This window comes from Phaeobacter sp. G2, assembly GCA_025163595.1.
Classification (GTDB): Bacteria; Pseudomonadota; Alphaproteobacteria; order Rhodobacterales; family Rhodobacteraceae; genus Pseudophaeobacter.
Genome location: CP104100.1, coordinates 3,737,770 through 3,762,014, shown reverse-complemented (window position 1 = coordinate 3,762,014; position 24,245 = coordinate 3,737,770). Strand labels below are relative to the sequence as shown.

The 24,245-nt window shown below is 55.5% G+C and carries 24 protein-coding genes; 18 read left to right on the top strand and 6 right to left on the bottom strand.

The features are described from left to right. Positions 1-210: 210 nt before the first annotated feature. The 5 genes from N1037_17835 (at position 211) to N1037_17815 (ending at position 4,261) form a co-directional block, all read left to right on the top strand. Positions 211-657, top strand: a complete 447-nt coding sequence (locus N1037_17835; GenBank protein ID UWS79099.1) for a hypothetical protein — start codon at positions 211-213, stop codon at positions 655-657. A gap of 11 nt (positions 658-668) precedes the next feature. Beyond that, positions 669-1,007, top strand: a complete 339-nt coding sequence (locus N1037_17830) for a hypothetical protein (GenBank protein UWS79098.1) — start codon at positions 669-671, stop codon at positions 1,005-1,007. A gap of 63 nt (positions 1,008-1,070) precedes the next feature. Next, positions 1,071-2,504, top strand: a complete 1,434-nt coding sequence (locus N1037_17825) for a hypothetical protein (GenBank protein ID UWS79097.1) — start codon at positions 1,071-1,073, stop codon at positions 2,502-2,504. A 126-nt stretch (positions 2,505-2,630) separates the two neighbouring features. Next, positions 2,631-3,857: a hypothetical protein gene (locus tag N1037_17820; protein UWS79096.1), complete on the top strand. Its 1,227-nt coding sequence runs from the start codon at positions 2,631-2,633 to the stop codon at positions 3,855-3,857. Continuing rightward, the gene (locus N1037_17815) at positions 3,854-4,261 is read left to right on the top strand and encodes a hypothetical protein (protein ID UWS79095.1); all 408 of its coding nucleotides are present in this window, start codon (positions 3,854-3,856) and stop codon (positions 4,259-4,261) included. Before N1037_17820 ends, N1037_17815 begins: the two co-directional genes overlap by 4 nt. A 470-nt stretch (positions 4,262-4,731) precedes the next feature. Here N1037_17815 and N1037_17810 read toward each other — a convergent pair whose 3' ends face one another. Further along, on the bottom strand, positions 4,732-5,637 hold the full coding sequence (locus N1037_17810; protein UWS79094.1) for a LysR family transcriptional regulator: 906 nt from the start codon (positions 5,635-5,637) through the stop codon (positions 4,732-4,734). 118 nt (positions 5,638-5,755) lie between these two features. On the opposite strand from N1037_17810, the gene N1037_17805 reads away from it, so the two are divergent. From N1037_17805 to N1037_17785, 5 genes are all read left to right on the top strand, one after another. After that, positions 5,756-6,157 (top strand): DoxX family protein, encoded by a 402-nt coding sequence (locus N1037_17805; GenBank protein UWS79093.1) that lies wholly within the window; start codon positions 5,756-5,758, stop codon positions 6,155-6,157. Between the two features lie 74 nt (positions 6,158-6,231). After that, a complete protein-coding gene (locus N1037_17800; GenBank protein UWS79092.1) occupies positions 6,232-6,813 on the top strand; it encodes a flavodoxin family protein in 582 nt (193 codons plus the stop codon). A 13-nt stretch (positions 6,814-6,826) separates the two neighbouring features. Then, the gene (locus tag N1037_17795) at positions 6,827-7,030 is read left to right on the top strand and encodes an aldehyde dehydrogenase family protein (protein ID UWS79091.1); all 204 of its coding nucleotides are present in this window, start codon (positions 6,827-6,829) and stop codon (positions 7,028-7,030) included. Positions 7,031-7,037: 7 nt separating this feature from the next. After that, on the top strand, positions 7,038-7,382 hold the full coding sequence (locus N1037_17790; protein UWS79090.1) for an aldehyde dehydrogenase family protein: 345 nt from the start codon (positions 7,038-7,040) through the stop codon (positions 7,380-7,382). Further along, entirely contained in the window at positions 7,277-8,302 is a 1,026-nt protein-coding gene (locus tag N1037_17785) for an aldehyde dehydrogenase family protein (protein UWS79089.1), read from the top strand. The genes N1037_17790 and N1037_17785 overlap by 106 nt, the downstream gene beginning before the upstream one ends. Before the next feature lie 808 nt (positions 8,303-9,110). On the opposite strand, the gene N1037_17780 is transcribed toward N1037_17785, so the two are convergent. Both N1037_17780 and N1037_17775 read right to left on the bottom strand, forming a co-directional pair. Further along, the gene (locus N1037_17780) at positions 9,111-9,815 is read right to left on the bottom strand and encodes a YafY family transcriptional regulator (GenBank protein ID UWS79088.1); all 705 of its coding nucleotides are present in this window, start codon (positions 9,813-9,815) and stop codon (positions 9,111-9,113) included. A gap of 9 nt (positions 9,816-9,824) precedes the next feature. Continuing rightward, entirely contained in the window at positions 9,825-10,130 is a 306-nt protein-coding gene (locus N1037_17775; GenBank protein UWS79087.1) for a hypothetical protein, read from the bottom strand. A gap of 520 nt (positions 10,131-10,650) precedes the next feature. Between N1037_17775 and fabI the strand changes: the two genes are divergently transcribed. The 8 genes from fabI to N1037_17735 all read left to right on the top strand — a co-directional run bounded on the left by fabI (position 10,651) and on the right by N1037_17735 (position 21,270). Further along, positions 10,651-11,415, top strand: coding sequence for an enoyl-ACP reductase FabI (gene fabI, locus N1037_17770; GenBank protein UWS79086.1), 765 nt, complete (start codon positions 10,651-10,653; stop codon positions 11,413-11,415). 54 nt (positions 11,416-11,469) lie between these two features. Continuing rightward, positions 11,470-13,770: a DUF3141 domain-containing protein gene (locus N1037_17765; protein ID UWS79085.1), complete on the top strand. Its 2,301-nt coding sequence runs from the start codon at positions 11,470-11,472 to the stop codon at positions 13,768-13,770. Between the two features lie 386 nt (positions 13,771-14,156). After that, positions 14,157-15,482: a plasmid recombination protein gene (locus tag N1037_17760; GenBank protein UWS79084.1), complete on the top strand. Its 1,326-nt coding sequence runs from the start codon at positions 14,157-14,159 to the stop codon at positions 15,480-15,482. A 125-nt stretch (positions 15,483-15,607) separates the two neighbouring features. Then, on the top strand, positions 15,608-16,024 hold the full coding sequence (locus N1037_17755) for a hypothetical protein (GenBank protein UWS79083.1): 417 nt from the start codon (positions 15,608-15,610) through the stop codon (positions 16,022-16,024). Positions 16,025-17,075: 1,051 nt separating this feature from the next. Then, complete coding sequence (locus N1037_17750) at positions 17,076-18,287, top strand: transporter substrate-binding domain-containing protein (GenBank protein UWS81396.1); 1,212 nt, start codon at positions 17,076-17,078, stop codon at positions 18,285-18,287. 33 nt (positions 18,288-18,320) lie between these two features. Next, complete coding sequence (locus N1037_17745; GenBank protein ID UWS79082.1) at positions 18,321-19,379, top strand: ATP-binding protein; 1,059 nt, start codon at positions 18,321-18,323, stop codon at positions 19,377-19,379. Further along, positions 19,336-19,785: a response regulator gene (locus N1037_17740; GenBank protein ID UWS79081.1), complete on the top strand. Its 450-nt coding sequence runs from the start codon at positions 19,336-19,338 to the stop codon at positions 19,783-19,785. Before N1037_17745 ends, N1037_17740 begins: the two co-directional genes overlap by 44 nt. Then, complete coding sequence (locus N1037_17735; GenBank protein UWS79080.1) at positions 19,786-21,270, top strand: response regulator; 1,485 nt, start codon at positions 19,786-19,788, stop codon at positions 21,268-21,270. A 488-nt stretch (positions 21,271-21,758) separates the two neighbouring features. Here N1037_17735 and N1037_17730 read toward each other — a convergent pair whose 3' ends face one another. Genes N1037_17730 through N1037_17720 form a run of 3 tightly spaced genes read right to left on the bottom strand, consistent with a single transcriptional unit; the run spans position 21,759 to position 24,238 of the window. Then, positions 21,759-22,943, bottom strand: a complete 1,185-nt coding sequence (locus tag N1037_17730; GenBank protein ID UWS79079.1) for an extracellular solute-binding protein — start codon at positions 22,941-22,943, stop codon at positions 21,759-21,761. 15 nt (positions 22,944-22,958) lie between these two features. Then, complete coding sequence (locus tag N1037_17725; GenBank protein ID UWS79078.1) at positions 22,959-23,924, bottom strand: GTP-binding protein; 966 nt, start codon at positions 23,922-23,924, stop codon at positions 22,959-22,961. After that, positions 23,921-24,238 carry a hypothetical protein gene (locus N1037_17720; protein ID UWS79077.1) on the bottom strand — a complete coding sequence of 106 codons (318 nt, stop codon included), beginning with the start codon at positions 24,236-24,238 and terminating at the stop codon, positions 23,921-23,923. The genes N1037_17725 and N1037_17720 overlap by 4 nt, the downstream gene beginning before the upstream one ends. Positions 24,239-24,245 lie beyond the last annotated feature (7 nt).

The following is a 24,245-nucleotide window of genomic DNA, read 5'->3' as shown; positions in this document are numbered from 1 at the left end:
GCTTGGCAACCTTAACCAAATGTCAAAATGGATGAAACTTGGGTTCCATCTCATCATAAGGCCCGATTCAGGTGAGGAAGTTAGGTGGGACCAGCGGGGCTGGACATCGATTAAGGGCCTGAGCGCAGGTTTCGACATGCCAAGACTCGTAGACTTTTTGCTCCAGATGGAATTTGTGCTACTTTAAGTAGAATATCGGGAGAATCATTCATGCGCAACGTATTCTATAAGAAGGTAGTAGCATTTTTCTCACTGCTTTTTTTGCTTGCTGCTTGCGACCCTTTAATTAGTCCTTTCAGAGAGCAAGCGTACGAAAATGCGACAACATTAAAAGCGCAAAGCTTGGCGCTTATCGCAAAATCTGGACAGCCATACAGCGTATATCAAGCTGCCATCGAGAAACTCTTGGTCGATGTGGATGCCGCCTATGAGTACGCGGATGGGTTGCCTAAGAATGATATAGTGTCAAAACAATGGGATACTCTACGTGATCCGGAAGGTAACTTGTTGGGTGGTTTCGCTACGAGGTGGCGTAACTCTGGATCTCTAAGCATGTTTTTGAGAGAGGAGATTGCGCTTCAAGTCGCTGATGCATTCGACACCATTATTTGCGTCGAAATCAATAAGCGAGAAGCATCTGTTTGTGATAATATTTAGAGGACGATGAAATGTCACTATCAGGAAGTTGGGAAGATTTTATTGACGCTGTACAAGACGGCTTGAAGACGCTCGCAAAGAACACGGTTCAGGAGGCGTTAGATCAAGCAGAAACTGACGCCAAGGTATTTGTAAAAAACAGCGAAGAATCTCTTCGCCGTTGGGGTGATGCCCTTGCGCAAGGAAAGATCACCAAGGATGATTTTGAATACTTGGTAGGTGGGCAAAAAGACCTCGCCAAGATGCATGCACTCAAAGCGGTTGGCGTGACCCAAGCAAGACTTGAAAGGTTTCGAACGGGGTTGATCAGCCTGATTGTCAGCTCTGCGTTCGACGTAGTGGGGCTCTAAGAAAATTCGGATATCGTCGTATTACTGAAGAAAAAATTGCAATTTTTAGATTGGGAGTTCCTATTGTTTCGTTTTGAAGAAATCATGGAAACCGTATTTAAGTGGGAAGGGGGGTACGTTGATCATCCTCAAGACCCTGGAGGAGCCACGAACCACGGCATTACCCACAAAGTTTTGGCGAAATGGCGCGGCGTTGCTTCAGTTACTAAGCAAGAGGTCCGCGACCTGACCAAGGCCGAAGCCCGAGATATTTTTAAGTCCAGATATTATGATGTGATCAAAGGGGGCCATCTACCAAGGCCGATTGATCTGGTAATGATGGACGGCGCGGTTAACCATGGTACCGGTACGATGGTTAGGTTTCTGGAGGACGCTTGTGACTTGGCTGAAAACGGTCGCTTAAGCGTCGCGGAAGCCAAAAAGGTGGCCGAACTGTCCAGTGACGAACTGGTGAAAGTCGCAGTTGCGCTCGCGGAAGCGAGAAAGGCCCGATATCTCGGGCATCCAAAAGTTCAGTTCTTTATCAAAGGTTGGCGTAACAGACTAAACGATGTCATGGCAACAGCAATGAACGACCTTGCGGGAAGCTGGTCATTCTCGGATGGGTATGACGGTTCAGGCAATGCTCAACCAGTAGAGCCAGACCCTCAATCCAGCATGGTCCCTGCTGCCATTGATGACGAAGACTTGCAGATCGCCTTGAAGCGTTGGGGCTTTTACCACAACGAAATTGATGGGTTGTTCGGCAAGAACTCAAACGCAGCAGCAAGAGACGCTCTTCAAGCCAACGACGAGATTGTTTCGGGAGACTGGCGAACTTGGGGGGTCGCGCGGCGCAAGCTCGCTATTGGTCAGTTGATTTGCCGTGACCTTGATTTAAGCGTGGGGCGGATTGACGGGTTGTTTGGACCACGTACAGAATTGGCGTTTATCGCGTTTAATCGTTTGAAAGCCGGGCTGGATCATGAAGAAAAATGGCGCGATGATCTCGAAGCCCCCAAGCCCTTCAAACCAGTCGAGAAATCAAAATCCGTATGGCCAAAACAGAAGGATGTTCCATCCTTCTTTGGTACTGTTTGTAAGCCTAAGATGAAACGCCTCTCGTTGCCTTTCGAGATGAAGCTTGCTTGGGATTTAGGTACTACTATCGACGGCTTCATGATCCACGAAAAAGCTCACGACAGTGCGTCGCGTGTGTTCGACCAAATTTACAAAGAGTACGGTGACGACGGGATAGTGGATCTCGGCATTAATCTGTTTGCAGGATGCTATAACTGTAGAAAGATGACGGGCGGTAGCCGAGCTTCTATGCACTCGTGGGCGATAGCGATTGATTTCGACAGTGCTCGCAACAGGTACAAATGGGACCATAAACACGCACGACTAGCCAAACCGGATGCAGTCAAATTCTGGGAATTTTGGGAAGCTGAAGGCTGGATCAGTCTTGGCAGAGCGCGGGATTTTGACTGGATGCACGTCCAGGCGGCGCGTTTATAATTTGTAAAAGCCAAAATAAGTTTATGAAGGAGCTTGCGTTATGAAACTTCAGATCTCAAAGAAATGCAGAGATATTTCCCCGGCTGAAGTTGTAAAGGCACGACCAAGCTGGTTTTTGGGGGAACCATGAGATTCATTTTTGCGGTAGCAATACTAATTTCAGTTTGGGCGCAGCAGGTCGTCGCTGAATCTTTCAAGTTGTCGTTGTTGATATACAACGTCGGCACCGCTCCGCAGGCTCGCGCTCGAGTTTTCCTGTATACCCAAAACGACAACCAAATTGGTGGCTTTGAATTGATAGCCGAACTGGGAGACGACGACAAAAACTCTTACGGTCAGTACGAGTTGCGAAGAGAGAACCTTAGGTTCTCTGGAAATGTTCATCGAGGCCTTTTGTATGCCGACATAGTAGATGTAAACGGGTCCCTGCTAAGGCGAGTACCACTTACCTATTTTGATGAGAAGGGCATCACAGATCTTCGATGGCTGAAATTAAAGCTGAGAGCAGATAATAGTCTTGATCTCCAATTCAGCTCGAACTACCCGGCTGACCTGACAGAAAGAGGATTATTCACAGATGAAAATTCGGATTTTCTTCTTTTCGCTTTGCGAACCCTGGTTACAAAAGGGTATGTCACGGATGAGACGCACTGGCGTCGCCTTTATCAAATATTTTTGACTAATATTCACTACTTCGGAGACGGCGGAATAGAAAACATCGCTCGAGTTTTAAGATTCTTGGAAGACCGCTACGACAACAACAAAGAGGATTCTGGGTTTGTCGGTTTTTACTTGGAGCTTCTAAGCCGAATTATGACTTCAGAATTTGGGGGTAGATCAGCACCCGGTTTTCGTAGTCTTGAGGACTATGTCGTAGCCAGGATTTCAACGGTCTTTTCAGAGCAGCCAATCGTGTCAATGAATGCTGGGGCGAAAGTCCTGCTGGCACTTCATGAGGATAAGAAGATTGATGCATGTTTTCGAGTTTCCCAATCTTTCCTGAAGTCATTAGCACTCGATCAAGCCGCCTACACACATATTGTGGATGGAAGCCAGCTAGAACTAGACTTTAAGCGTATTTTGAAGCGAACGATTGATTGCGCTCAAAGGCTGTATGTGTCTGAATCAGATACTGATTCAAACAACGCCTCGCTTGGAAACTTAGCAGGCGGAGTGGCTTATCTTGGAAACGAGGACGGCGAGAAGTTGCTGTTGTTGAGAAACTTCTATCGTACATACAATTTGGCTGAAGCTTTGTTTCCAAGGCGTGAAGATAAAGGTGATTGGCGTCAAGTTTACTCCTACTATGACAGCATTAGATCTTCCAAAATATTAGAGGATGGAAATCCATGAATGCACAGAAATTTTCTATGGCAGTTGGCTTGCTTGTTGTTGTTGGGCATGTTGCAATTACATACCTTCTTATTTTTTACTTTGACCTGCCGGAAGGAGCTAAACTTTCGGAAATAAGCTTGCCGTTGACGGTTGCCTACGTATCATCGGTTGTAATGTGGTTTTTTAGAATGAGGGGCCTAGTCACTTCGGAAGACGCAGTCGGCCTCCCGCTTGTTGCACTTGTATTTATAATAGTTTTCGCAATGCTTGGCGGGCTTTTTGCAGTTCCTTATTCGGTTTTGAATAATCCAGATGCTAGCCTTGATAGTTTGAATGACCGCTATCTGATGATTGAGATGGCATTTGGCGGCGTATTTGGAATTGTTATGTCCGAGCTGTTTGGCTACGAGCATGGTGCGTAGTTTCACCAGAAGCCCACATATGCATTGGGTCGGTAGGGGGGACCTACTTACTCGTGTTCCGTTGAGCAACAGTCTGGCCATGGAATCTGTGGTGATGTTCCCGAAAACTGCCGTTTGTTCATAGTGCAGCATTTGTGGCTTTGGGCTCACTGCCGACATTGAGGGCAACAAGTCGCATTTGACAGCTTGAATGTCCGGTTCCGGGAAGTCGAGACGCGATTTGTGCATGTGCGGCGACGAGAGCCAGCCTCCCTTCGCATCGGTCACTTTGGGCTGACAACGGTCATCAGGTATGTAAATCTGACGACGGTGTTGCTGCAATCCTGCTGCCGCACTGCCGCAAGGCAGCTTCGAGCCCAAGATACGAAATGCTGCAGAGTGGTCGAATGGCGGCTTTGAAACAGCGCCAGACAGCCTATCTGGTTCGTTCGGCCTGCTTGCTCTCGCGAGGCTGGCAATGGTTCAGCCCTTCAATCAAGATAGGGTGCCAGTACATCTTCGACCCAGGCCATGAACAAGCGGACCCGCCGCGACAGGTTGCGACGGTGTACCACCACAAGGCTGACCTCCAGAGGTTCGGGCCTGAGGTGTGACAGGACCTCTACCAAGGCACCGCTTTCCAGATGCCGGTGAACGCCGGTATAGGCGGCCTGGATCAGGCCCAGACCCGCGAGACCTGCGGCCTCGTAGGTTTGCACGCTGTTCACTTGCAATGCGCCGGGCAATGGCAGCGTCGCGTAGTTATCGCCGTCGGGATATTCCCAGCCGTAGGGCCGCGCGCCAAGGGTTCGGCTGTAATGGATGGTTCTGTGACCTTGCTGCCGGAGATCATCCAACGATAACGGAGTGCCGTGCTGCGCCAGATAGGTGGGGCTTGCGGCATTCACCATGCGCAGCCGCCCCACGGGGCGGGCGATCAGGGTTTCGTCTCCGATCGGTCCGATACGCAGCACGCAGTCGAAACCCTCGTCGACAAGATCCACCTGCCGGTCGGTACTGGACAGCTCCAACTCAAGATCCGGATAAGAGGCCATGAAACCCGGCAAGGCGGGCACCAGCGTCGAGCGCGCCAGCTCGGTCGGCAAATCCACCCGCAACCGTCCCCGCAGCGCCACGTCATCGCCTGCGAACATCGTGCTCATGTCGTCGAAATCGCTCAGCAGGTCCCGCGCGCGCTGGTAGAAGCTGCGCCCGTCCTCGGTCAATTGCACAGTGCGCGTCGTGCGGTGCAACAGCCTGACGCCCAGCTCTTCTTCAAGCTGCCGCACAACGGTCGAGGTGCGGCCCTTCTGCGTGCCCAGGCTTTCGGCCGCACGGCTGAAACTGCGCATTTCAGCGACGCGCAGGAAGATCTGAAGGTGTTCCAGGCTGTGCATCCGGGGGCCGCCATTGTTTCGTTTGAGGTGAACAGTACGTTCTTATTCGCATGATTTATAGGCCCAATGTGGAGGGGTAGATAGGGGAGCAGAAGAAAACTCCACAAGGCCCCACATCATGTCAGACAGATCGAAATCAGACGGCCTGCACCGGCTTGGACGCGCAGCCAGCGTGCTGGCTGTCGCGGCCCTGCTTGCCGACGGCATCGTGCAATTCCTTGTTCCCGCGCTGGCGGGTCCGATGTTGGACGAGGCCGGGTTCGATACCGGCATGGCCCCGCTTCTGGGCACACTGATGATCGGCTGTGCCGTCCTTTACGCCATCCCGAAAACAGCCGTGCTTGGCGCGATCCTGACGACCGGATTTCTGGGCGGCGCGATCTGCGCGCATGTCCGGCTGGGCGAGATCGGCTCCGCGCCCGAAATCATCTCGCTGGTGCTGGGCGTGCTGGTCTGGGGCGGCCTGTGGCTGCGCGATCCACGCCTGCGCGCGTTGCTCCCGGTCCGCAGCACCACCTGATCCATCCCACCGAAAGCCGCGCCACAGGGATCCCCTGCGGCCTGCGCCCCCCCTAAAATCTCAAGGAAAACTCCATGACCAAAGACACAATCACCAGCGCCATCGTTTACCATTCCGGCTATGGCCACACCCTGCGCGTGGCCGAAGCGGTCGCCCAAGGCGGCAACGGCACGCTGATCGCCATCGACGCCGAAGGCAACATACCCGACGCGGCGTGGGACACACTGCTGAACGCGGATGCCATCATCTTCGGGTCGCCGACCTACATGGGTGGTCCAAGCTGGCAGTTCAAAAAGTTCGCCGATGCCTCCTCCAAGCCTTGGTTCGCGGCAGAGTGGGAAGACAAGATCATGGGCGGCTTCACCAATTCCGCCAGCCTCAACGGCGACAAGCTGAACACGCTGCAATACTTCATGTTGCTTGCCGGTCAGCACGGCGGGCACTGGGTGTCGCTTGCGATCAAGCCTGCCAACACCAAGGCGGCCAAGCGCGATGACTTGAACAGGATGGGCGCCTATGCCGGCCTCATGACCCAGGCCGATGCCGATGCCGCCCCCGACGAGATGTCGGCGGGGGATCTGGAAACCGCGCGTCTTTACGGCGTTCGGGTGGCAAAGGTCGCTGCACAGCTCGCCGCAGCGCGGTCTGCACGGTAACGAGGGAAATCCAATGAAAAATACAGATGAATCACCCTTCATCGGCGGACGCTGGTCGCCCGCCGACGGCGGAAAAACCTACACCTGCCTTGATCCCTACACAGGCGAAACGGCGACCCGCGCATCGGCAGCCGGGACGCATGACGTTGAGCGCGCGGTGCAGGCCGCGCAGGGGGCCTTCGCCCCCTGGGCGGCCTGCACCGCATGTGCGGGGTGACTATCTGATGGCCACGGCCGAGGCGGTACAGGCCCGCGCCGGCGAAATATCTGCCGCGATCACGGTCGAAATGGGCGGCCCTGCCGCCTGGGGCGCCTACAACGTCAAGGTGTTGTGCGAGAAACTCCGCTTTGCGGCGGGCGCGGCCTATCAGGGGCTGACCGGCGAGGCGATCCCTTCGAACACCCCTGACCGCACCATGATGGCCATCCGAAAGCCGGCGGGCGTCGTCGTCAGCATCATTCCGTGGAACGCACCTGCTTTGCTCGTCGGGGCATCTGTTCCTGCCGCGCTGGTGGTCGGCAATACCGTGGTCATGAAGGTCTCGGAGCAGACCCCGCTGACCCGCTGACCCACACGCTGGTCACACAGTGCTTTGCCGATGCGGGGATCCCCGACGGCGTCCTCAACCTGATCACGAACGCACCTGACAATGCGGCCGAAGTGGTCGATGCCCTGATCGCCCATAGGGACGTGCGCCGGGTTCACTTTACCGGGTCGACGCAGGTCGGACGCATCATCGCCCAGAAGGCAGGAGCGCATCTGAAACCTGCGGTGCTGGAACTGGGCGGCAAGGCGCCCTGCATCGTGCTGGCAGATGCCGACCTGGACCGGGCGGTCAGCGCAGCCGCCTTCGGCTCTGTTGCCAACGCCGGTCAGGGGTGCCTGTCGACAGAGCGCATCATCGTGGATCGTTCCATTGCCGATGCCTTCTGTGACCGCCTTGCCGCGCTGGCGAAGACCGTTCCCTACGGGGATCCGCGCCGGGACGGCACGGTTCTGGGCCCTGTGATCAACGAGGCCGCAGTGACACGCCTGCGCGACATGACCGAGGATGCTGTCGCCAGGGGGGCGGAATGCCTTGCCGGCGGAACCGCCGAAGGACGCGTCTTTGCCCCGACCGTGCTGAAGGGCGTCACGTCCCAGATGAGGGTATACCAGGAGGAGAGCTTTGGCCCCATGGCGAGTGTCGTCATCGTGGACGGCCCCGAAGACGCCCTGCGGGTGCCCAACGACAACGACTACGGCCTTTCCTCTGCAATCTTCAGTCGCGACGTGACGCTGGCGCTCGACATGGCCAAACGTCTGAACGCGGGGATGTCGCATATCAACGGCACGACGCTGGATGACGAACCGCAGATCCCCTTCGGCGGCGTCAGGGACAGTGGCTATGGCCGCTCGGGCGGCGCCATGGGCTTTGAGGCGTTCACCGAAATTCAGTGGATTTCCATCGAAGGGCCGAACGCAGGGCGCTACCCTATCGCGGAATAGCGGCCCGAATGCGGTTGGTTCGTACCGCGAGGAGTATCGGTTTGCCAAAGCGAATCCATCGGTAGAACATTTCTTAGGAAAGCGTCCAAAACCAGCCGTTGGCGCAGTTGCAGCGCAATGGGGCTTCGTCCGCTTGGTGGACCTTCGCGTGCCAGATTGTGCTGCATGATGCCGTCGACGGCGGCTTTGGTGAAGCTGCGCCGCAGCGAAGCCTGACCTGGCGAATGTCGGCTTCGGGCCGAAAGCGACTTGTTTAGCAACTCATAACGCGGGTCATTTACTCACTAAGCAGCTCGCACTCCGGCCCTTCGGTTCTCCGTTCGAGCTGCGCGTTCGCCAGGGGCGCGCCCCTGGACCCTGGCCGCCTGCGGCGACCTTGGGAGACGTCCAACTCTCCCAAACCCTCACGGGGCTTTCAGCCTGAGAAAGGGAGGTTTCGCCCTCCCCTTTCATCCCCACTCGCAGATGGGCACTCGCCGAGCCCCCCTGCACCCCCTGGCAGCCTATCCAGCTGGGACCAAAGAGGGGGCCTTCCCCTCTCTGGACACTCCACGGCAAGGACCATTCGCCATCTGTCCCTGCACCCTTTCCGGCGTCTCCGACGACTAATCCAAGATTGCCGTGGCACACGCTTGCGCGCCCAGACCAGCCTTTCACCGACCGGTCAAGATGCTGCGGTCGCATCCCGCATTGCCGACGTTAGCTGCGAGCGCGAAATCAAGGTGGCAGCGAACTGGTGGTGTGCGGACAAAGCGCCATTTTACTGCGGATGCGCCAATGACCGGTTTCGAACCAAGCGCTGGACGGCTCAAGGCCGCCTTTGGGTCAATTGCGCCAAGTCAACATTCACTGTGTCGAGGTATCTCGCAAAGAGCTTGCCACCCTCATCATCGAAGTAACGGCCAGTGCGATGGCAATCGTTGATGCGATCAATCCTGAACGATCTGAAGTCGTCCCGACGTTCACACCAGCACGTCATGGTCCAGACGCGGCCCCAATACGCGTTTTGCAGGGGCCAAACCACCCGGGTCGTGGATTGATGGCCCAAGGACTGATAAGCGATTTCCAGCTTTTCTTTGCTACGGATCGCCGAGCGGATGCGTGGCATATGCTCAAATCCGATTTTCGCCTGCGCGAAGGGATAGACCCCGAAGCCCCAATTTTTCGGAACTGTGCCGTTTGCTGTAGCCACCTTGTTGATTTTCGAAGTGAGAGACGCCGCTGCTGTCTGCAGCTCGGTGTCCGCCGCTTCTGACACAATTGCCATGCCCAGATGCAGCGCCTCCAATTCCGTCAAGGAAAGGTTCATCGGCGGGAGGAACACAGGCTCGCGCAGCATATATCCCACACCACGTTCACCTTCTATTGGGATGCCCGAGGCGACAAGCGTGTCGAAATCCCGATAGATCGTACGCACCGAGACTTCCAATCGGTCAGCAATGTCACGGGCAAGGTGCAAGCGACCATCTTGAACGATCTCTATGATCTCCGAAAGACGGTCACTGCGACGCATTTTGCCTCCTTAGTTCACGCTGATCTCAAGGGTGGTATGATGCAAGACAACGCTTGGCCCGTCGATGGCTTTCATACAAGTCGCAAGGGTTGGCTCCTTACCAATCTGTGCGGCCGCCGCTTTGGCCGCGTCAAGCGTTTCCCATTCGACATGCTCGATCCAAAGCCCATCATCGCCGCACGACAAGCGACGCGAGACAAATCCCGCCTGCTCGCGGGCGAAGTCGGTTATAGCTTCGGCATCCTTGGCAAAGTCTTCGCGGCTGATGCCGTCGACCAGTTTGAAAGTGACTGTTTCGATTGTGTGTTTGGTCATGTCTCATCTCCTCGATTTTGGTGACGAGACCGACCTAACTCAACCCAACTGCCAATTGTTGTCAGTTGGGTTATGCCCTTGAACCGTTGCAGCAGTGATGTAGTCATTTCTTTCGAGAGAGGACATTCGCTGCGGCGCAGAAAATTGGTAGACTGGGCTCAAAGCCGCCTTGCGGCGGTGCAGCGTGTGGTTTTCACCCTGAACACTCTGTCGCCGGTCTGATCGGCCCACCTGGTTGACTGCTGTCAGCCCGAAGGAGACATTTGTTTTTGACGTAGCATTGACAGCGCACTTCCCCAAAAAAAGGGGAGCCGAAATTCGTAGTGGCTGCAAGTCGAGGCTTAGTGGAACGTGAACCACCAAACGCGGTTGGAGCACCCATACCTCCGCCGAAGACCTGACCCATCGGTTTGCTAAAGAGACAATTGTCAATCGTTTCATTGAATAGTTTTTTCTGCATCGCAGCGAAGTCGTTACAAAGTCCTGCCAGAATGGTTCGGGAGCAAAACAGGGGCCTGTGATGTTTTCACTCGAAGGAAAGAAGGCGCTCATTGTCGGCGTCGCCAATGAGCAGTCCATCGCCTATGGCTGCGCCACGGCCATCCGTGCACAGGGTGCGGATCTGGCAATCACCTATCTCAACGAAAAGGCCGAAAAATGGGTTCGCCCACTCGCCGAGAAACTTGATGCCGAAATCATCGAGCCCCTCGATGTCCGCCATCCAGAACAAGAATCCGCGCTCTTTGATGTGATCCGCGCGACATGGGGAGAACTCGACATTCTGGTCCATTCGATCGCCTTCTGTCCGAAAGAGGACCTGCACGGTCGGGTCTTAGATTGCTCAACAGAAGGGTTCCAGCTTGCAATGGACCTGTCAGTTCATTCCTTCTTACGGCTGATCCGGCTGGCCGAGCCGATGATGCGGAATGGTGGCACATGCATGACGGTGACTTTCTATGGTTCTGAGGAGGTGATCGAGGATTACAACATCATGGGGCCGGTCAAGGCTGCTCTGGAAAGTGCTACGCGATACGCTGCGGCCGAACTTGGCGAGAAAATGATCTCTGTCAACGCGCTCTCCCCCGGGCCGCTGGCCACGCGAGCCGCTTCCGGGATTGAGCATTTCGACGAGATGTTGGCGAAGGCCGCCAAGCGCGCACCAACCCACACTCTGGCCCGCATCGAAGATATCGGTGCCTACGCGGCCTTTCTTGCGTCCAAGGAGGCACGCAACGTCACCGGCGCTGTCGTTAAAATCGACGGTGGCTTTTCAATCATGGGATGACTTCGGTCTTGGTGCGCCTTAGGGCGCAATTTCTCCCCTTCAAGGATAAGAACCGTGTCTCGCACCCGTACCGACAATCAAGAAGCCATCAGTCAATCCCTCAGGCTTCAGCCAGATGCCCTTAGGGCGGCCACACAACGCCTTGGCCTGAAGGCAATGCAAAGAGGTTGGGCCGATACCGAGCGGATACAAGGGGAAGGCCTTAGTCTGATCAAGAGAAGTTGGGAGGACAAGGGTGGTTCTCTGATAACCGATTGGCATGAGTATGTGACCGATGCGGTCCAGCGCGGAATTCTGACGCTCGACGCCTTGCGGCAATGGTCTGACATGAACATCCAGTCACAGGATAGGGGAGCACCACCTGAGCATGTGCTGAAATACGATTTCGAGATCATCTTAGAAGGCAAGGACCTACCCGAGCCGTGCAACTATGTTCTGCTGCGCATAGTTCCGCCTGAGGGCGTTGTAATCCGGGAATGGAAGCGCCCCTACGTGATCATCGACCCGCGCGCGGGTCATGGCCCCGGGATTGGTGGTTTCAAGCACGACAGCCAGGTCGGTGTCGCGCTCGCTGATGGCCACCCAGTTTATTTCGTGACCTTTCGACAAATGCCACAGCCAGGGCAGACGCTGGCCCGCGTGACCCGTGCAGAGGCCGCTTTCCTGCGTCATATTGCAAATACCCATCCCGACAGCCCTGCCCCAATTGTCGTGGGTAATTGCCAGGGAGGCTGGGCCACCGCAATTCTCGCGGCCACCAATCCCGATCTCACCGGACCCATTGTGCTGAATGGTGCGCCGATGTCCTACTGGTCCGGGAAACTCGGCCAGGATCCAATGCGCTATTCCGCAGGTGTTCAGGGTGGCACATGGTTGGCTCAGATGGCTTCTGATCTGGGCGGCGGAATCTTTGACGGTGCAAATCTGGTGGGCAATTTCGAAAAGCTCAACCCGGGCAGAAACTACCTGCGGAAATACTATGACCTCTATGCGTCCGTTGATGACGACGTCGAAAAATTTCTAGAATTTGAGAAATGGTGGGGTGCATTCTATTGCATGACCGGGGACGAAATTCGCTGGATTGTGGAGAATCTCTTTGTCGGGAACAAGCTCGGCAACAACACCGCACAGCTCGAACCCGGTCTCCCGATTGATCTTAAGGCAATCCGAGCGCCGATCATTTGCTTCGCTTCGCACGGCGACAATATTACCCCGGTGGGCCAGGCGCTGAATTGGATTATCGACACCTATGGCGACGAGCACGAGATTGAGGTGCTGGGCCAGAGGATCCTTTACCTCGTGCACGAAGACGTTGGCCACCTGGGGATCTTCGTTTCGGGCAAAATCGCTAAACGCGAGCATACGGAAATGGCCTCAGCGCTTAAGACGATTGAGGCGCTGGCGCCTGGGCTTTACGAGATTCTCATTGAGGATGTGCAAGGAGAAGGCAATGCAAAGGAGTTTGCTCTCAGCTTTGCTCGGCGCTCACTTGTAGATGTCGCTTCCCATTCCGGCCAGCGCCGCGAAGAACCAGCTTTCGCCGCTGTGGCCCGCTATTCCGAAGCGATTGCAGAAAGCTACGATACGACCATGAGTCCCCTCCTTCAGGCAACGGTGACTGAGCAAATGGGCGAGCTGGCGCGAGACATGCATCCTATGCGGCAGAGACGCCGCAGTTTCAGTAGTGCCAACCCGGCAATGGCAACAATCCCGACCCAGGCCGACACCACACGCCGGAACCGTAAGAAAGTAAGTGCGGACAACCCTTTTCTGCTGGCAGAACAGCTCATAATAGATATGGCTGAGACCAATCTTAATGTGATGACCGCCTGGCGCGAAGCTACGCAAGAAATCGCCTTCTTCACCCTCTGGGGCACGCCAATGGCCATCAACTATGGCACCCCGCGCGATATCCATCGCACACATCAACGCCCGGAAGATCTCGTAAGCCTGCCAGGCGTCCAGAACGCACTGGCTCGAATAAACGAAGGCGGCTTTGCTGAGGGCTTGCTTAGAATTCTCATTCTGCTCGCCAATACGCGTAAGGATGTGCGGCAGGACCGTTTGGAGCGTTCGGCGCGCATCCTCTCGGAAACCCATCCGTTCGACGAAATTCCGTCAGATGATCGAGTTCGGATGATCCAGGAACAAACCCTGGTGGTTGAGTATGGTGGAGACGCCGCGCTAGAAAGCCTGCCGCGTTTGCTTTCGAACGCTGAGAACCGCTGTCGAGCGATAAGTACTGCGCGCTACATCATCGGTGATAAAAGCGAAATGACGGCGGAGACCCGCCAAATGATAGATCACATCGAAACCCTTCTCACTAGGGGGCAGTCAGCAACAGCAGCGCAATAAAAGCCGAGACAAAAAAGCCTATCTTCGCCAGAAAACGAGCAAGCACCAGCTGTTTAAACACTCCCGGCCTTTGGCACCAACGACAGGTTCGGGCGAAAAAGTGACTTTGCAAAGGTCGCTTTCTGCGCACAGCCGACCTTGGCGCGTGGCGCAGCATATGGGATCCGCTTGAGATGGTTTGGAACGGCTGCTTCAGTCTGTCCGTCCCGGAGCTCTCGCAGGTGCAGCTAATGTCCGCAATCCGCCCAATCCATCTGCGTTTGATCGGCCCTTGCCCGTCCGTCTCTGAAGCGATTTCTTTCACCTGCAACTTTCGACGCGCCCAAATTATGGTCTCGAAAACCGCATAACCATTTTTTCGTCTCCACCACCAAGGAGATGATAAAATGGATGGTTCACACTTCGAAACACGCTACCCGGTTGTCCTGCGCTTTGAGGGCATCGGGCCTGAACACCTCGCAGGCTATGAGAAACACCGCAAGCGGGTCGGCGGTGACATCGGCCACATTCTTGAACATCCGCCAGCGCCAAATCGCTTGCTGCTCGGAGGCGAGGACTGGGCTGCCAATGCCTTGGCGGAGATCGCAGCTATTAAGGCGCAGAACTTTGCGTCCGAGCTGGAGGCCCTGGAGCAGCGCAAGCGAAAAAAAGACATCCAGAAGCGGCTGGCTGTGGGGCCGCACAATCCTTGGCGGCCAACGCGGCACGGGCCGATGCGCGAGGTGATCTTGACGGTCAACAAGGCGTGGTTCGATGCTGGCCCCGCAGCTGTATTTGGCGAAGGCGTCGAGCACAATCAACGGATTGCGGATTTTGAACGGCTGTCCATCGCTTGGCTGAAGGAGACTTTTGTCGATGATGTCATTCATGCTCGGGCAGATCTTGATGAAGAGGCCTACCACATTCACGCCGTGATCATGCCGCGCGTGCAGGTTGAGATGACGCGCAAGGACAAAAAGACCGGTGAGAAAAAAGTCATCGCCACCCGGCTGATGCTTCAGCCTTCCAAGTTTGATGTGATCGAAGATTATGAGCACGCCCAAGATAGCGTTGGCGAATGGTTCTCCGAGATCGGTCTTGATCGTGGGGAACGGCGCAAGGAGGCATACCGCGAGGCCATCGCCAAGGGCAAGACACCGCCTCCAAAGCGGATGCACAGTAAAACACGCGACTGGCGGCGCAAGAAGGACCTTGAGCTGGCCAAGCGTGAGCGCGATCTTGAAACCCGCTCGGCCGTCGCCGAAGAGAAAGCGGCGGAGGCAGAGACCATAATTGAAATCACCGAGGCGGTGGCGCAGGGCGCGGTCGATCCTGTTGCGAAAACCGCTGAGGGGGCGTTGGCTCCGGTCAAAGGGCGAGAGCAGGACGAGGTGTTCTTGCGGGCGCAGCGACATGCGCAACGTTCACCCAAAGGGGCATCGCGCATTGCAAAGGCGTTCCGCCGCGGATGGGGCGCGATGTTCAAGACGGCGCGCAACGAAGCGCTTGCGCGGGTCAATGCAGACTTCCGCGCCGCCAATAAGACGCTTGAAGAGGTGAGGGGACTGTTGGCCAGGATTGGCGGGACTTTGGGAGCCGATCTGTCGGGCAATATCAGCAAGCTTCCAGACCTGGCTCGACGCCTGAAAATGACGATTTTGGCAGGAAATCTTTCACATGAAAGATCCGCAGAGAGCCGGGAAAATAAAAACATAGATAATACAAATAGTTGAGCGGTTCTCGCGCCATTTTCTCCGAGAAAAAACGATTGCCCGCAGAAAAACGTTTTTATCTAATTTTTATGCCGCGGGGCAATCCCGCCTCAAGCGGTAAAAACACCAAACCAAAGGACTCTAAAATGAGCAAACGTATGTTCCGCAAGCCCGTCAAATCCACCCGTAAGAACCCTGCTGCGGCGACAATGAGCCCGGCAATGCAAGCCGCTATGTTTAAGGTCGCGAATGTCGCGGCGAATATGTCCAGAAAGGACGAGGCCACACAACAGGCCGCCCGAAAGGCGATCGCCGATACGATCGAAGATTGGATCGGGTTTTTGGCCGAAAACGAGCCCGAAGCCGTTGAGGATTTTTACTACGAGGTCTGCATGCTGGCGACCGCCGGCAATCGCCGCCGGATCGCAAAACACAGCCCAATGCCAGAGGGCGTCTTCGAGCGGGTTGAAGATGATCTGCGCGAGCAGAAGGAAGAAGCAAAACGTGAGGCGGAAAAGCAGCAAGGCACCAAAGGCGATACCAAAGAGCTGGTCTCGGAATAAGCCTCAGCTGCCGATAGTCAGAAAAGTTCGCCAAAGTCCAATTCCCCCTCCCGCAACCAAATTTAGCGAACACTCAAGCGTGTTCCCATCAAGCCCTTCTCCGGAAGGGATTTTTGCGTTTGGAGCCACGTCGATCATCGCTGCCAGCGCCCCTTCGAGAGCCACCGTGACCTGGCCGTTTTAAGACCCACCACCACACGCTCAATGAGCCCGCGCACGGTTTCCAGTGCCTCAGTCCGGATATCGGGGTTTTCCCCGCAAGCCGGGGGGAACCGGTAGTGATCCTCCCCCACTGACGTGGTCCTCCGCAGTGATTAGGAAAACGAGGAAACACATGGCTATCAAGCGACCAAAGCTGAAAGGGGACGCAACACTTGCAGCTAGCCTTCAGAGCCCATCTATGCAGATCGGGCGGAAAACGGACCTTAGCTGCAAGTGCTCGGGTCATGCATCGGGAAGGCGAAAGCAGCCATTCAGCTGCCAAACAGCCGCCTCTCGGTGCTGCGGCCCCCATCAAGGGCAGCAATGCGCAGATTGCACACTTTGCAAAGTTTGGCCGTTGCGTCAGAGCCGCCATTGGTGAAAGATGCAGCGAACGGCGGTAGAGAGCCCGACTCGGTCGTTGTGATTTTATGCTGCGTGCGCTCGCAGCGAATTTAACGGGACGCGGGTACAATTGAGTCTACTGCGATGGGGCGGGCACATCGGCCATTCATGTCGGACGCAGCGAGAACGCAAGCCCGAGCTGGCCAGATGCAGTTATCCGGCAATTGGCACACGTGCTCTTGCGCCTCTTCCCTATATGCTCCCCCCAAAATTGAATTTCACTTGATGGCCAGTGTATAGGCTGCGTTAATACACATCAACTAAACACTAACGAAGCAAACAAATTTAGGAAAGCCATTGCAAAGCCAAAGTGAAACATCAAGACTTCCTACGTTTCATGCGCAAACCTAAGGTTGTAAGCCTGCTTTGGCTGCTGTTGGTGGCACTTTGGGCGGCGCTGTCAGCGCCGCTTCATGCGCAGGAAACGGCAGCTGAGCCGTTGGTCATGCCGTTTACGAATTTCAAGCCATTTGCGCATGTCGGGCCCGATGGCAGGCCTGCAGGGTTTTCCGTTGAACTGGCCGAAATGATTGCCGCCGAAATCGGTGTGCCCGTTGAATTCCAATATGTGCCAACCGCTCCCGACGTTGTTGCCACGCTCGCGTCTGGCCGCGCCCAACTCTTTGCAGGAATCGTCCAACTTCCCGCACTCTCCCAAACGTATGTATTTTCCGATCCCGTGGCGTCTGAGACATTGCTGTTCACAGTGTTGGCCTCCAATCGCACCGCATTTTCCGTAGGTCCGATTCAAAACTTGAGAATTGGCGTGATGCCGACTGTACTGGGGTCCGAAGAACCAATCCTGGCGGACAATATTGCCGTCCCGTTTTCGAGCCTTGAACGGGCTGTCGTTTCGCTGCTGTCGGGGGGTGTTGACGCACTTTTGATACCGCCGATAACTGTGTACAGGCTGGCCCGCGCTGCGGATATTGACGGTCGGTTGAGTTTTGTTGGCGATCCCTTGCAGGAAGCAACCCGTCATGTCGCCCTGCATGAAAGCCTTGCCGCGCTGTTGGGACCTATCAATGAGGCACTTGCCCGGCTGGAGGCCGATGGACGGTTGCCAGCCCTGCGACGCGCTTACAGTCTTGATGTCCCAGCACAGCCCCCTGATGTTCTGACGGTTGGGGTCACAGATTTTGGCAATTACACCATCATAAACGACGATGGCAGCTTTAGTGGTTTTGCGGTGGAGGTCCTGCAATATCTGGCGGAACTGGCCGATCTTGAGCTGAAGTTCACCCCAATTACATCCGAAGAATGGGGGCTGGGGCCTGGCGTAGGGCCGTTTGACATGCTCCCGCAAATATCGGTGAGCGCTGAACGCGCATCACGGATGGATTTCACCTTGCCGATTGAACGCGGGGCCTTTGGCATCTTCATGCGCCAGGGTGAGACCGACGATGTGCTTGGTTTGAACGACCTTGTGGACCGGCCTGTCGCCATACAGGAGATCAGCCGAACCAACCACGATGCGCGCAATGCCGGGATGACAAATATTGTCACTTTCGATGACCTGGAGCCGATGATTGCAGCACTTGAACGCAAAGAGGTGGATGCGTTCCTCTACTCCGTAGACCCGGTTGAAGCGTTTATCGAACAATCGGGAAACGATGAGCGGATCGAAATGGTTCAGCCAGCGTATTTGCAGGTCTAGCGGAGAATCGCCCTGCGCCCCGGGCTTGGGTATGTGCGCGAGCGGTTGGATGCGGTCATTCCAGGCTATTTAATCTCAGATAAATACGCGGCACTGCACCAGGAATACTTTGGTGTGCCGCGCTTCTGGACACCGACACGGATCTATACCGCGTTCGGTTTTGGCGCTGCCGTGGCCCTTTTCCTGCTGGCGTTACTATATGTACAGCGGCAGCGGCAGAGGCAGAAGATGTTGGATTTTGCCCATCAGCAGCGCGAACTGGAACGCGAACAAGCCCACACCGAAACCCTTGGCAAGGTGATTACAGAACTTGAACGCTCTAACCGGGAATTGGACGAATTCGCCTATATCGCATCGCATGATCTGAAAGAACCGCTGCGCGGTATCGCGATCAACGCCAGTTTTCTGGCCCGCGAACAGCTTTCGGAAAAGGGCAATGAACGTGTGGAACGTATGCTCTTGCTCGCCAAACGGATGGAACAGCTGGTCTCAGACCTGTTGTTCTTTTCCCGGTTGGGGCGCGGTGAAAAGGTGATGAAAGATGTCGATACCAGCCACATCGTTGAAGGTATTGAGAAAGAACTGAAAGAATGGATGACAGAGCGGCAGGGCGAAATTCAATGCTCTGCTGACCTGCCTTGGATCTACGCAGAGCGATCAAAGGTCAAAACTGTCTTTCAGAACCTGATTGTAAATGCGCTGAAGTACAACGACTCAGACACCAAAACAGTACAGGTTGGGTTCAGTCCCGAAGCCACTGCCAATGAGATGATACTACATGATGTCTTTTGGGTGCGGGACAATGGTATTGGCATCGAAGACAAAAACCGCGACAAGATTTTCCGCATTTTCCAGCGCCTCAACCGCGAAGAACTCTATGGTGCGGGCACCGGTGCAGGGCTGTCATTTGTGCGCAGGATTATCGAGAAATACGGCGGCACGATCACGTTCGAAAGCGACCCAGAGAGCGGCACCACATTCTATTTCTCAATGCCGCTGGCCAACATCAAAACCAAATCAAAAAAAGACCTGACAGGAGTGAAGCAACATGGACAGCTCAGCCACGATTTTGATCGTAGAAGACAACCCTGACGATTATGAGGCTTGCTTCACGGCACTGACGCAAGATCACAACCTGGCCAATCCTATTTATTGGTGCAAGACTGGTGATGAAGCGCTGGACTATTTGTGCGGAAACGGAGCGTTCGCAGAAAACAAACCAGCAATGCCCTGCCTTATCATGCTGGACCTCAACCTGCCGGGCACGGACGGGCGTCAGGTGCTGGCCCAGATCAAACACGACGAGATGCTCAGAAAAATCCCGGTAATCGTGATGACATCCTCGAGCGATCAGGCTGACATTGACGCCTGCTATCGTGAAGGGGCCAACAGCTATGTGGTCAAACCGGTTGATCTGAATGGCTTCATCGAGGCGATCACGCGGTTGCGGGACTACTGGTTCCAGATTGTTGTTCTTCCACAGCCAATGGGGACATAAGTGACTGAAATCCTTATTATTGATGACAGCCCTGACGATCGGGAATTGTTGACGGATATGCTGCATGAGGTTGATGGTTTCAGAACACATGCCATAAACTCGGGTCACCAAGCTCTGGCTTATGTCGCTGAAAACCTTGTGGATTGCGTATTGCTGGACTACCGTCGGCAGGGCGAAGACGGGTTGGCGATTTTGACTGCTCTCAAATCCAGGAATTTGTTTTTGCCTGTTGTCATGATCAGCGGGGATGGCAACGAAGAACTGGCCGCAGCAGCGGTCTGTGCCGGGGCCAAAGGATACCTGAGTAAATCAAATATTAATGCTGGCAAACTTGAGACCGCAATCAGGACCGCGATCACGGAATGTCAAAAAGACCTTAAAAACACTGGCACAACGGAGAATGTTGCCCTGCGGGTGTTGTTGGTCGAAGACAATGACGACGACCGCGAAAACATCGCAGAAATGATCCGCGCGAGTCGCAGCGGGGTTTCGGTTGAGGCCGCGGCGAACGGCACTGAGGCACTGGCTTATTTCAGGGAATCCGACCCTGATTGCGTCATTCTGGATTATCGCCTCGAAGCAGAAGATGGGCTTGATATTCTTGCAGAGTTCAAGGCGATTTCACCCTTTACGCCCGTTGTCATGTTGACCGGACAGGGCAACGAAGAAGTCGCGGCCAGATGCATCAAGGTCGGGGCCGCTGATTATCTGATCAAACAGCGGTTGAATGAAACCTACCTGCGCAGCGCGATTGAAAACGCAATCAGCCGCTCTGCACTCGAGGCCCGAGTGGCCGATCAGGACGACGAGCGGCGGCAGTTCCTGAACATTTTGGTGCACGATTTGCGTCAGCCGCTCCGAAACGTGCGCACGCTAGGAGAAATGGCTCAAGAAGATCTGGCAACAGGTGATTTCGATCAATTGCAAGAACTCCTGTCCTCTCAGGCACAGGTCGCAACGCGGGCCGACGAGCTGATCCAGGTGCTTGCAGGCTATGCGATTCTGGATCAGGATGTCCCGTTTGCCGATGTTCCGTTGCTTGAGGCAGCGCAGGCCGCCACTGACAATCTTTCCCACCATATTGCGGAACGAAAAGCCAAGGTCACCCTCAACAAGATGCCAGCCGCGCTTGGCAACAAAGCCCAATTGATTCAGCTTTTTCAGAACCTGATTGGAAACGGATTAAAGTACAACCAGTCCGAGACACCACAAATCACAGTCGAGGTAGAATCCACAAACGAAAAAGACGTCGTCATCTCGGTTGCGGACAATGGCATCGGCATTCCCGAAAAGCATCTACAAGGCATTTTCGCCCCTCTGAAACGGCTCTGGGCACAACAACAGTACGAAGGCACCGGTTTGGGCCTTGCGACATGTCAGAAAATCGTGACGAAGCACAAGGGCATCATCTGGTGCACCTCGGTCGAAGGAGAGGGTAGCAAATTTCACATCCGCTTCCGCTTGGCGACTGCACCAGAGCAATGAGTGTGCCGCATCTGCGGTGGGCCTGCGTTAGCGCACTGCTGGAAAGCTAACCGCCACAAAGGCCACGTCTTTTGTGTCCAAACGCCATTACAGTGAAAGCACAGTTTCGGTTTCACCCAAAACAGTGCAGTTGAATGGCAGCAATGGCGAGACACGCTGCGCTGCAACAATTGATATGCCGTGGCTGCGAGGGAATGCTGCGTCAGCAAAGCGCGAAAAACGAATGACGGGAAAGTCCCGCACTGCTGCCCTCCGGCCAACTAAAATGCTGCACAACGTGTCGAATGGCTGGTTTGGTGAAGCTGCAACGCAGAACCTGGCCAGTCGCCCAAGGGCCGGTCAGGGCCACCTGCGGCAGATGTCGATGTTCGGGTGCGAAGCGCAAACCGATGCGTCAGGCTTGCAGCGTCCGGCGCTATGTAAGGACCCATAGCTTCTGCAATAACGGTGCCCTTGGTTATCCAGCTGCTGATACAGGCCTTGATCCGCTAGATCAACGCTCCCGTGGTGATCACATCCCATAGCCTGACAAGGAAGTTGTGTTCTTCCATCACGGAATTCCAGGTCACGATTTGCCTTTGCCGTGTCTCGTAGCTCCCGCCTTCGCGGCGCTCACCGGGCTGATAGACCACATTGCCATACGCGTCACAAATATCGGCAGCAGCCGGTTTGCCTCCATACCAGAAATCCCACTCAACCTCTGACAGATGTGCGCGCGTCGCGCCAGGAGCTGCCATATAGGCACCATTACGCGCCATAATGGCGCCTGCTGGGCCGGACAGCCACCAGTTCAGGTAAATGTAGGCCAATTCTTCGGTGCGCTGGTCGAGATGCCGCGAAAGAGCCATGCCGCCGCACCAGCCGCGATAGCCTTCGCGCGGGGCGCACATCCGGATGGGCATACCTCGGGCCTTTTGCGATAGATAGTTCGACCACCACATCGTTGACAGTTTTGCGGCACCATCTGCACCAGGTGTCCTGTCGGTCCAGAAACCGGCAAATTGACCCGACAATTGGTATTGCTTAACCAGGCGGATGAAACTTCCGATTTCGCTGAGGGTCAGGTTTCCTGGATTTTGGCATTGGAATTCCCCCCGCGCGCGCAACGCCAGCAACAGGTCAGGCACACCGATTGCTGCATCCGCTTGAATGGCGACCCTGCCGCGCCACTGCTCGGACAAAAGATCGCCCCAGCTGGTGGGCTCGGCTGCGGAACTGTTTCCGACAATGGCAAAACTGTCGGCGTTGTACACTGTTGGCAGCATGGAGATCTGCCCTGAGATGGCAGGCCCCAACTCGCCGTTTTCCTGCACAAACAACCGGTCTCGGGGCGTCCCGCGCGACACGCTCCCTTCCGAACCGCTCTGCAGCACTGGCCAGTTGCGGACCTCGTCCCAGCAGCTTATCCGATTTACCTCAATGGGACGCAGCGATCGCGCGGGCCAGACCAGATCGAGGTCGTGGAACCACTGATCATAAATGTCGAAACTCTCAGGTGCCAGCACACCACGACGCTGGGCTTCGATCCCATCCAAGGCGGTAAATTCAAGCCGGATGCCCAGATCGGCCTCGGCCGAGGCGAGGATCGTGTTGATTAACGTCACCCCGGTTCCCAGCACGCGCAGCACTGGCGGGTTAATGTGCAAAGGCGGTGATGTCAGTTGATCCGGCATTCTGCTTTATGTCTATCAGGATGTTTTTACGTTTAAAAAGGCTTCAAACGAGGCACGCAGCAACGCCATGTCCAGATTGCGTCCTATAAATACCAGGTGCGACCTTTGATCGGAAGGCATTGCGCTGTCAAGGTGACGTGGGTGGTGCAATGTATGGCCGACCCCATCAATCAGGACGATGCCCTCCCGCGTTTTGAGCAGGCATTTCACCCGCAACAGATTGGTGCCGTGACGGTGGATGAGCGCCGAGAGCCAGACGACAAAGCCAGTCCAGTCCAGAGGATCATCAAAGCTGAGGCTTAGGGTCTGTGCCCCGGTGCCGTCACTATGGGTGGGGGCGCGTATGTTTGTCAGGACGGGGCGATTGCCGCTATCGCAGGCAATATCCGCAAACGTCGGACACTTTTGGGCATCCAGCAGCTGTGCTGTCGGGTTGATCAACCCCAGTCGCAGCTGCAGGTTCGGTAGCCGATCCTGAGGGACGAGGTCGGTCTTTGACAGCAGGATCGTGCTGGCCGCTGCCACCTGCGCAACCCACTCGGGCTGGTCGGCGTGTAAAGAGACCCCGTTCTGCGCATCGGCCACGGTCACCACATCCTGCAAGACGACCTGATTGTGCAGCACCGGATCAAAGGTCAGCGTTGACAGGATTTGCGACGGATCCGCCAATCCGGTGGTTTCAATGACAATCCGGTCAAACTGTGGCACCTCGCCGTTTCTCGCCTGCGTTATCAGGTTCAGGATGGCGTCTTTCAGCTCGCCTCGGATCTGACAGCAGATACAGCCGGAATCGAGCAGCACAGTGTCCGGCGCGATTGTGCCCACCAACAGATGATCGATGCCAACCGCCCCGAACTCATTCACCAGAACGGCAACCCGGCCTGCGGCTTCATCTTTCAGCGCGCGCGACAGCCAGGTGGTTTTTCCAGAACCTAAAAAGCCGGTCAGCAGGGTGATGGGAACAGCTGTGCGACGGGTCATGACACCGCTCCTGGCTCTGGGAAGGTTTCCGGATCTAGCGGGTCAAATCCGCCGCCAAACTCCGCTTCAAGCGCGGCCCAGACCTCGGTGACATTGCTGACTATGGCCTGCCGTCCGGTCAGACTGCGCAGAATATAGCTTTGCCCCTGCCAGTCCGAAAGCTGGATGCGCTGGCGTGCGAGCATGCGGTTGACCGCCGCGACCCGCGCCGTCCGGTGCCGTCGCCGCAGCACAGGATCTGCCGAGGCCTTGGTTTCAATCCCGGCAGCGCTCCAGTGATCATCCGTGCCAAAAATTCCGCATAAACCGCACATGCTGATA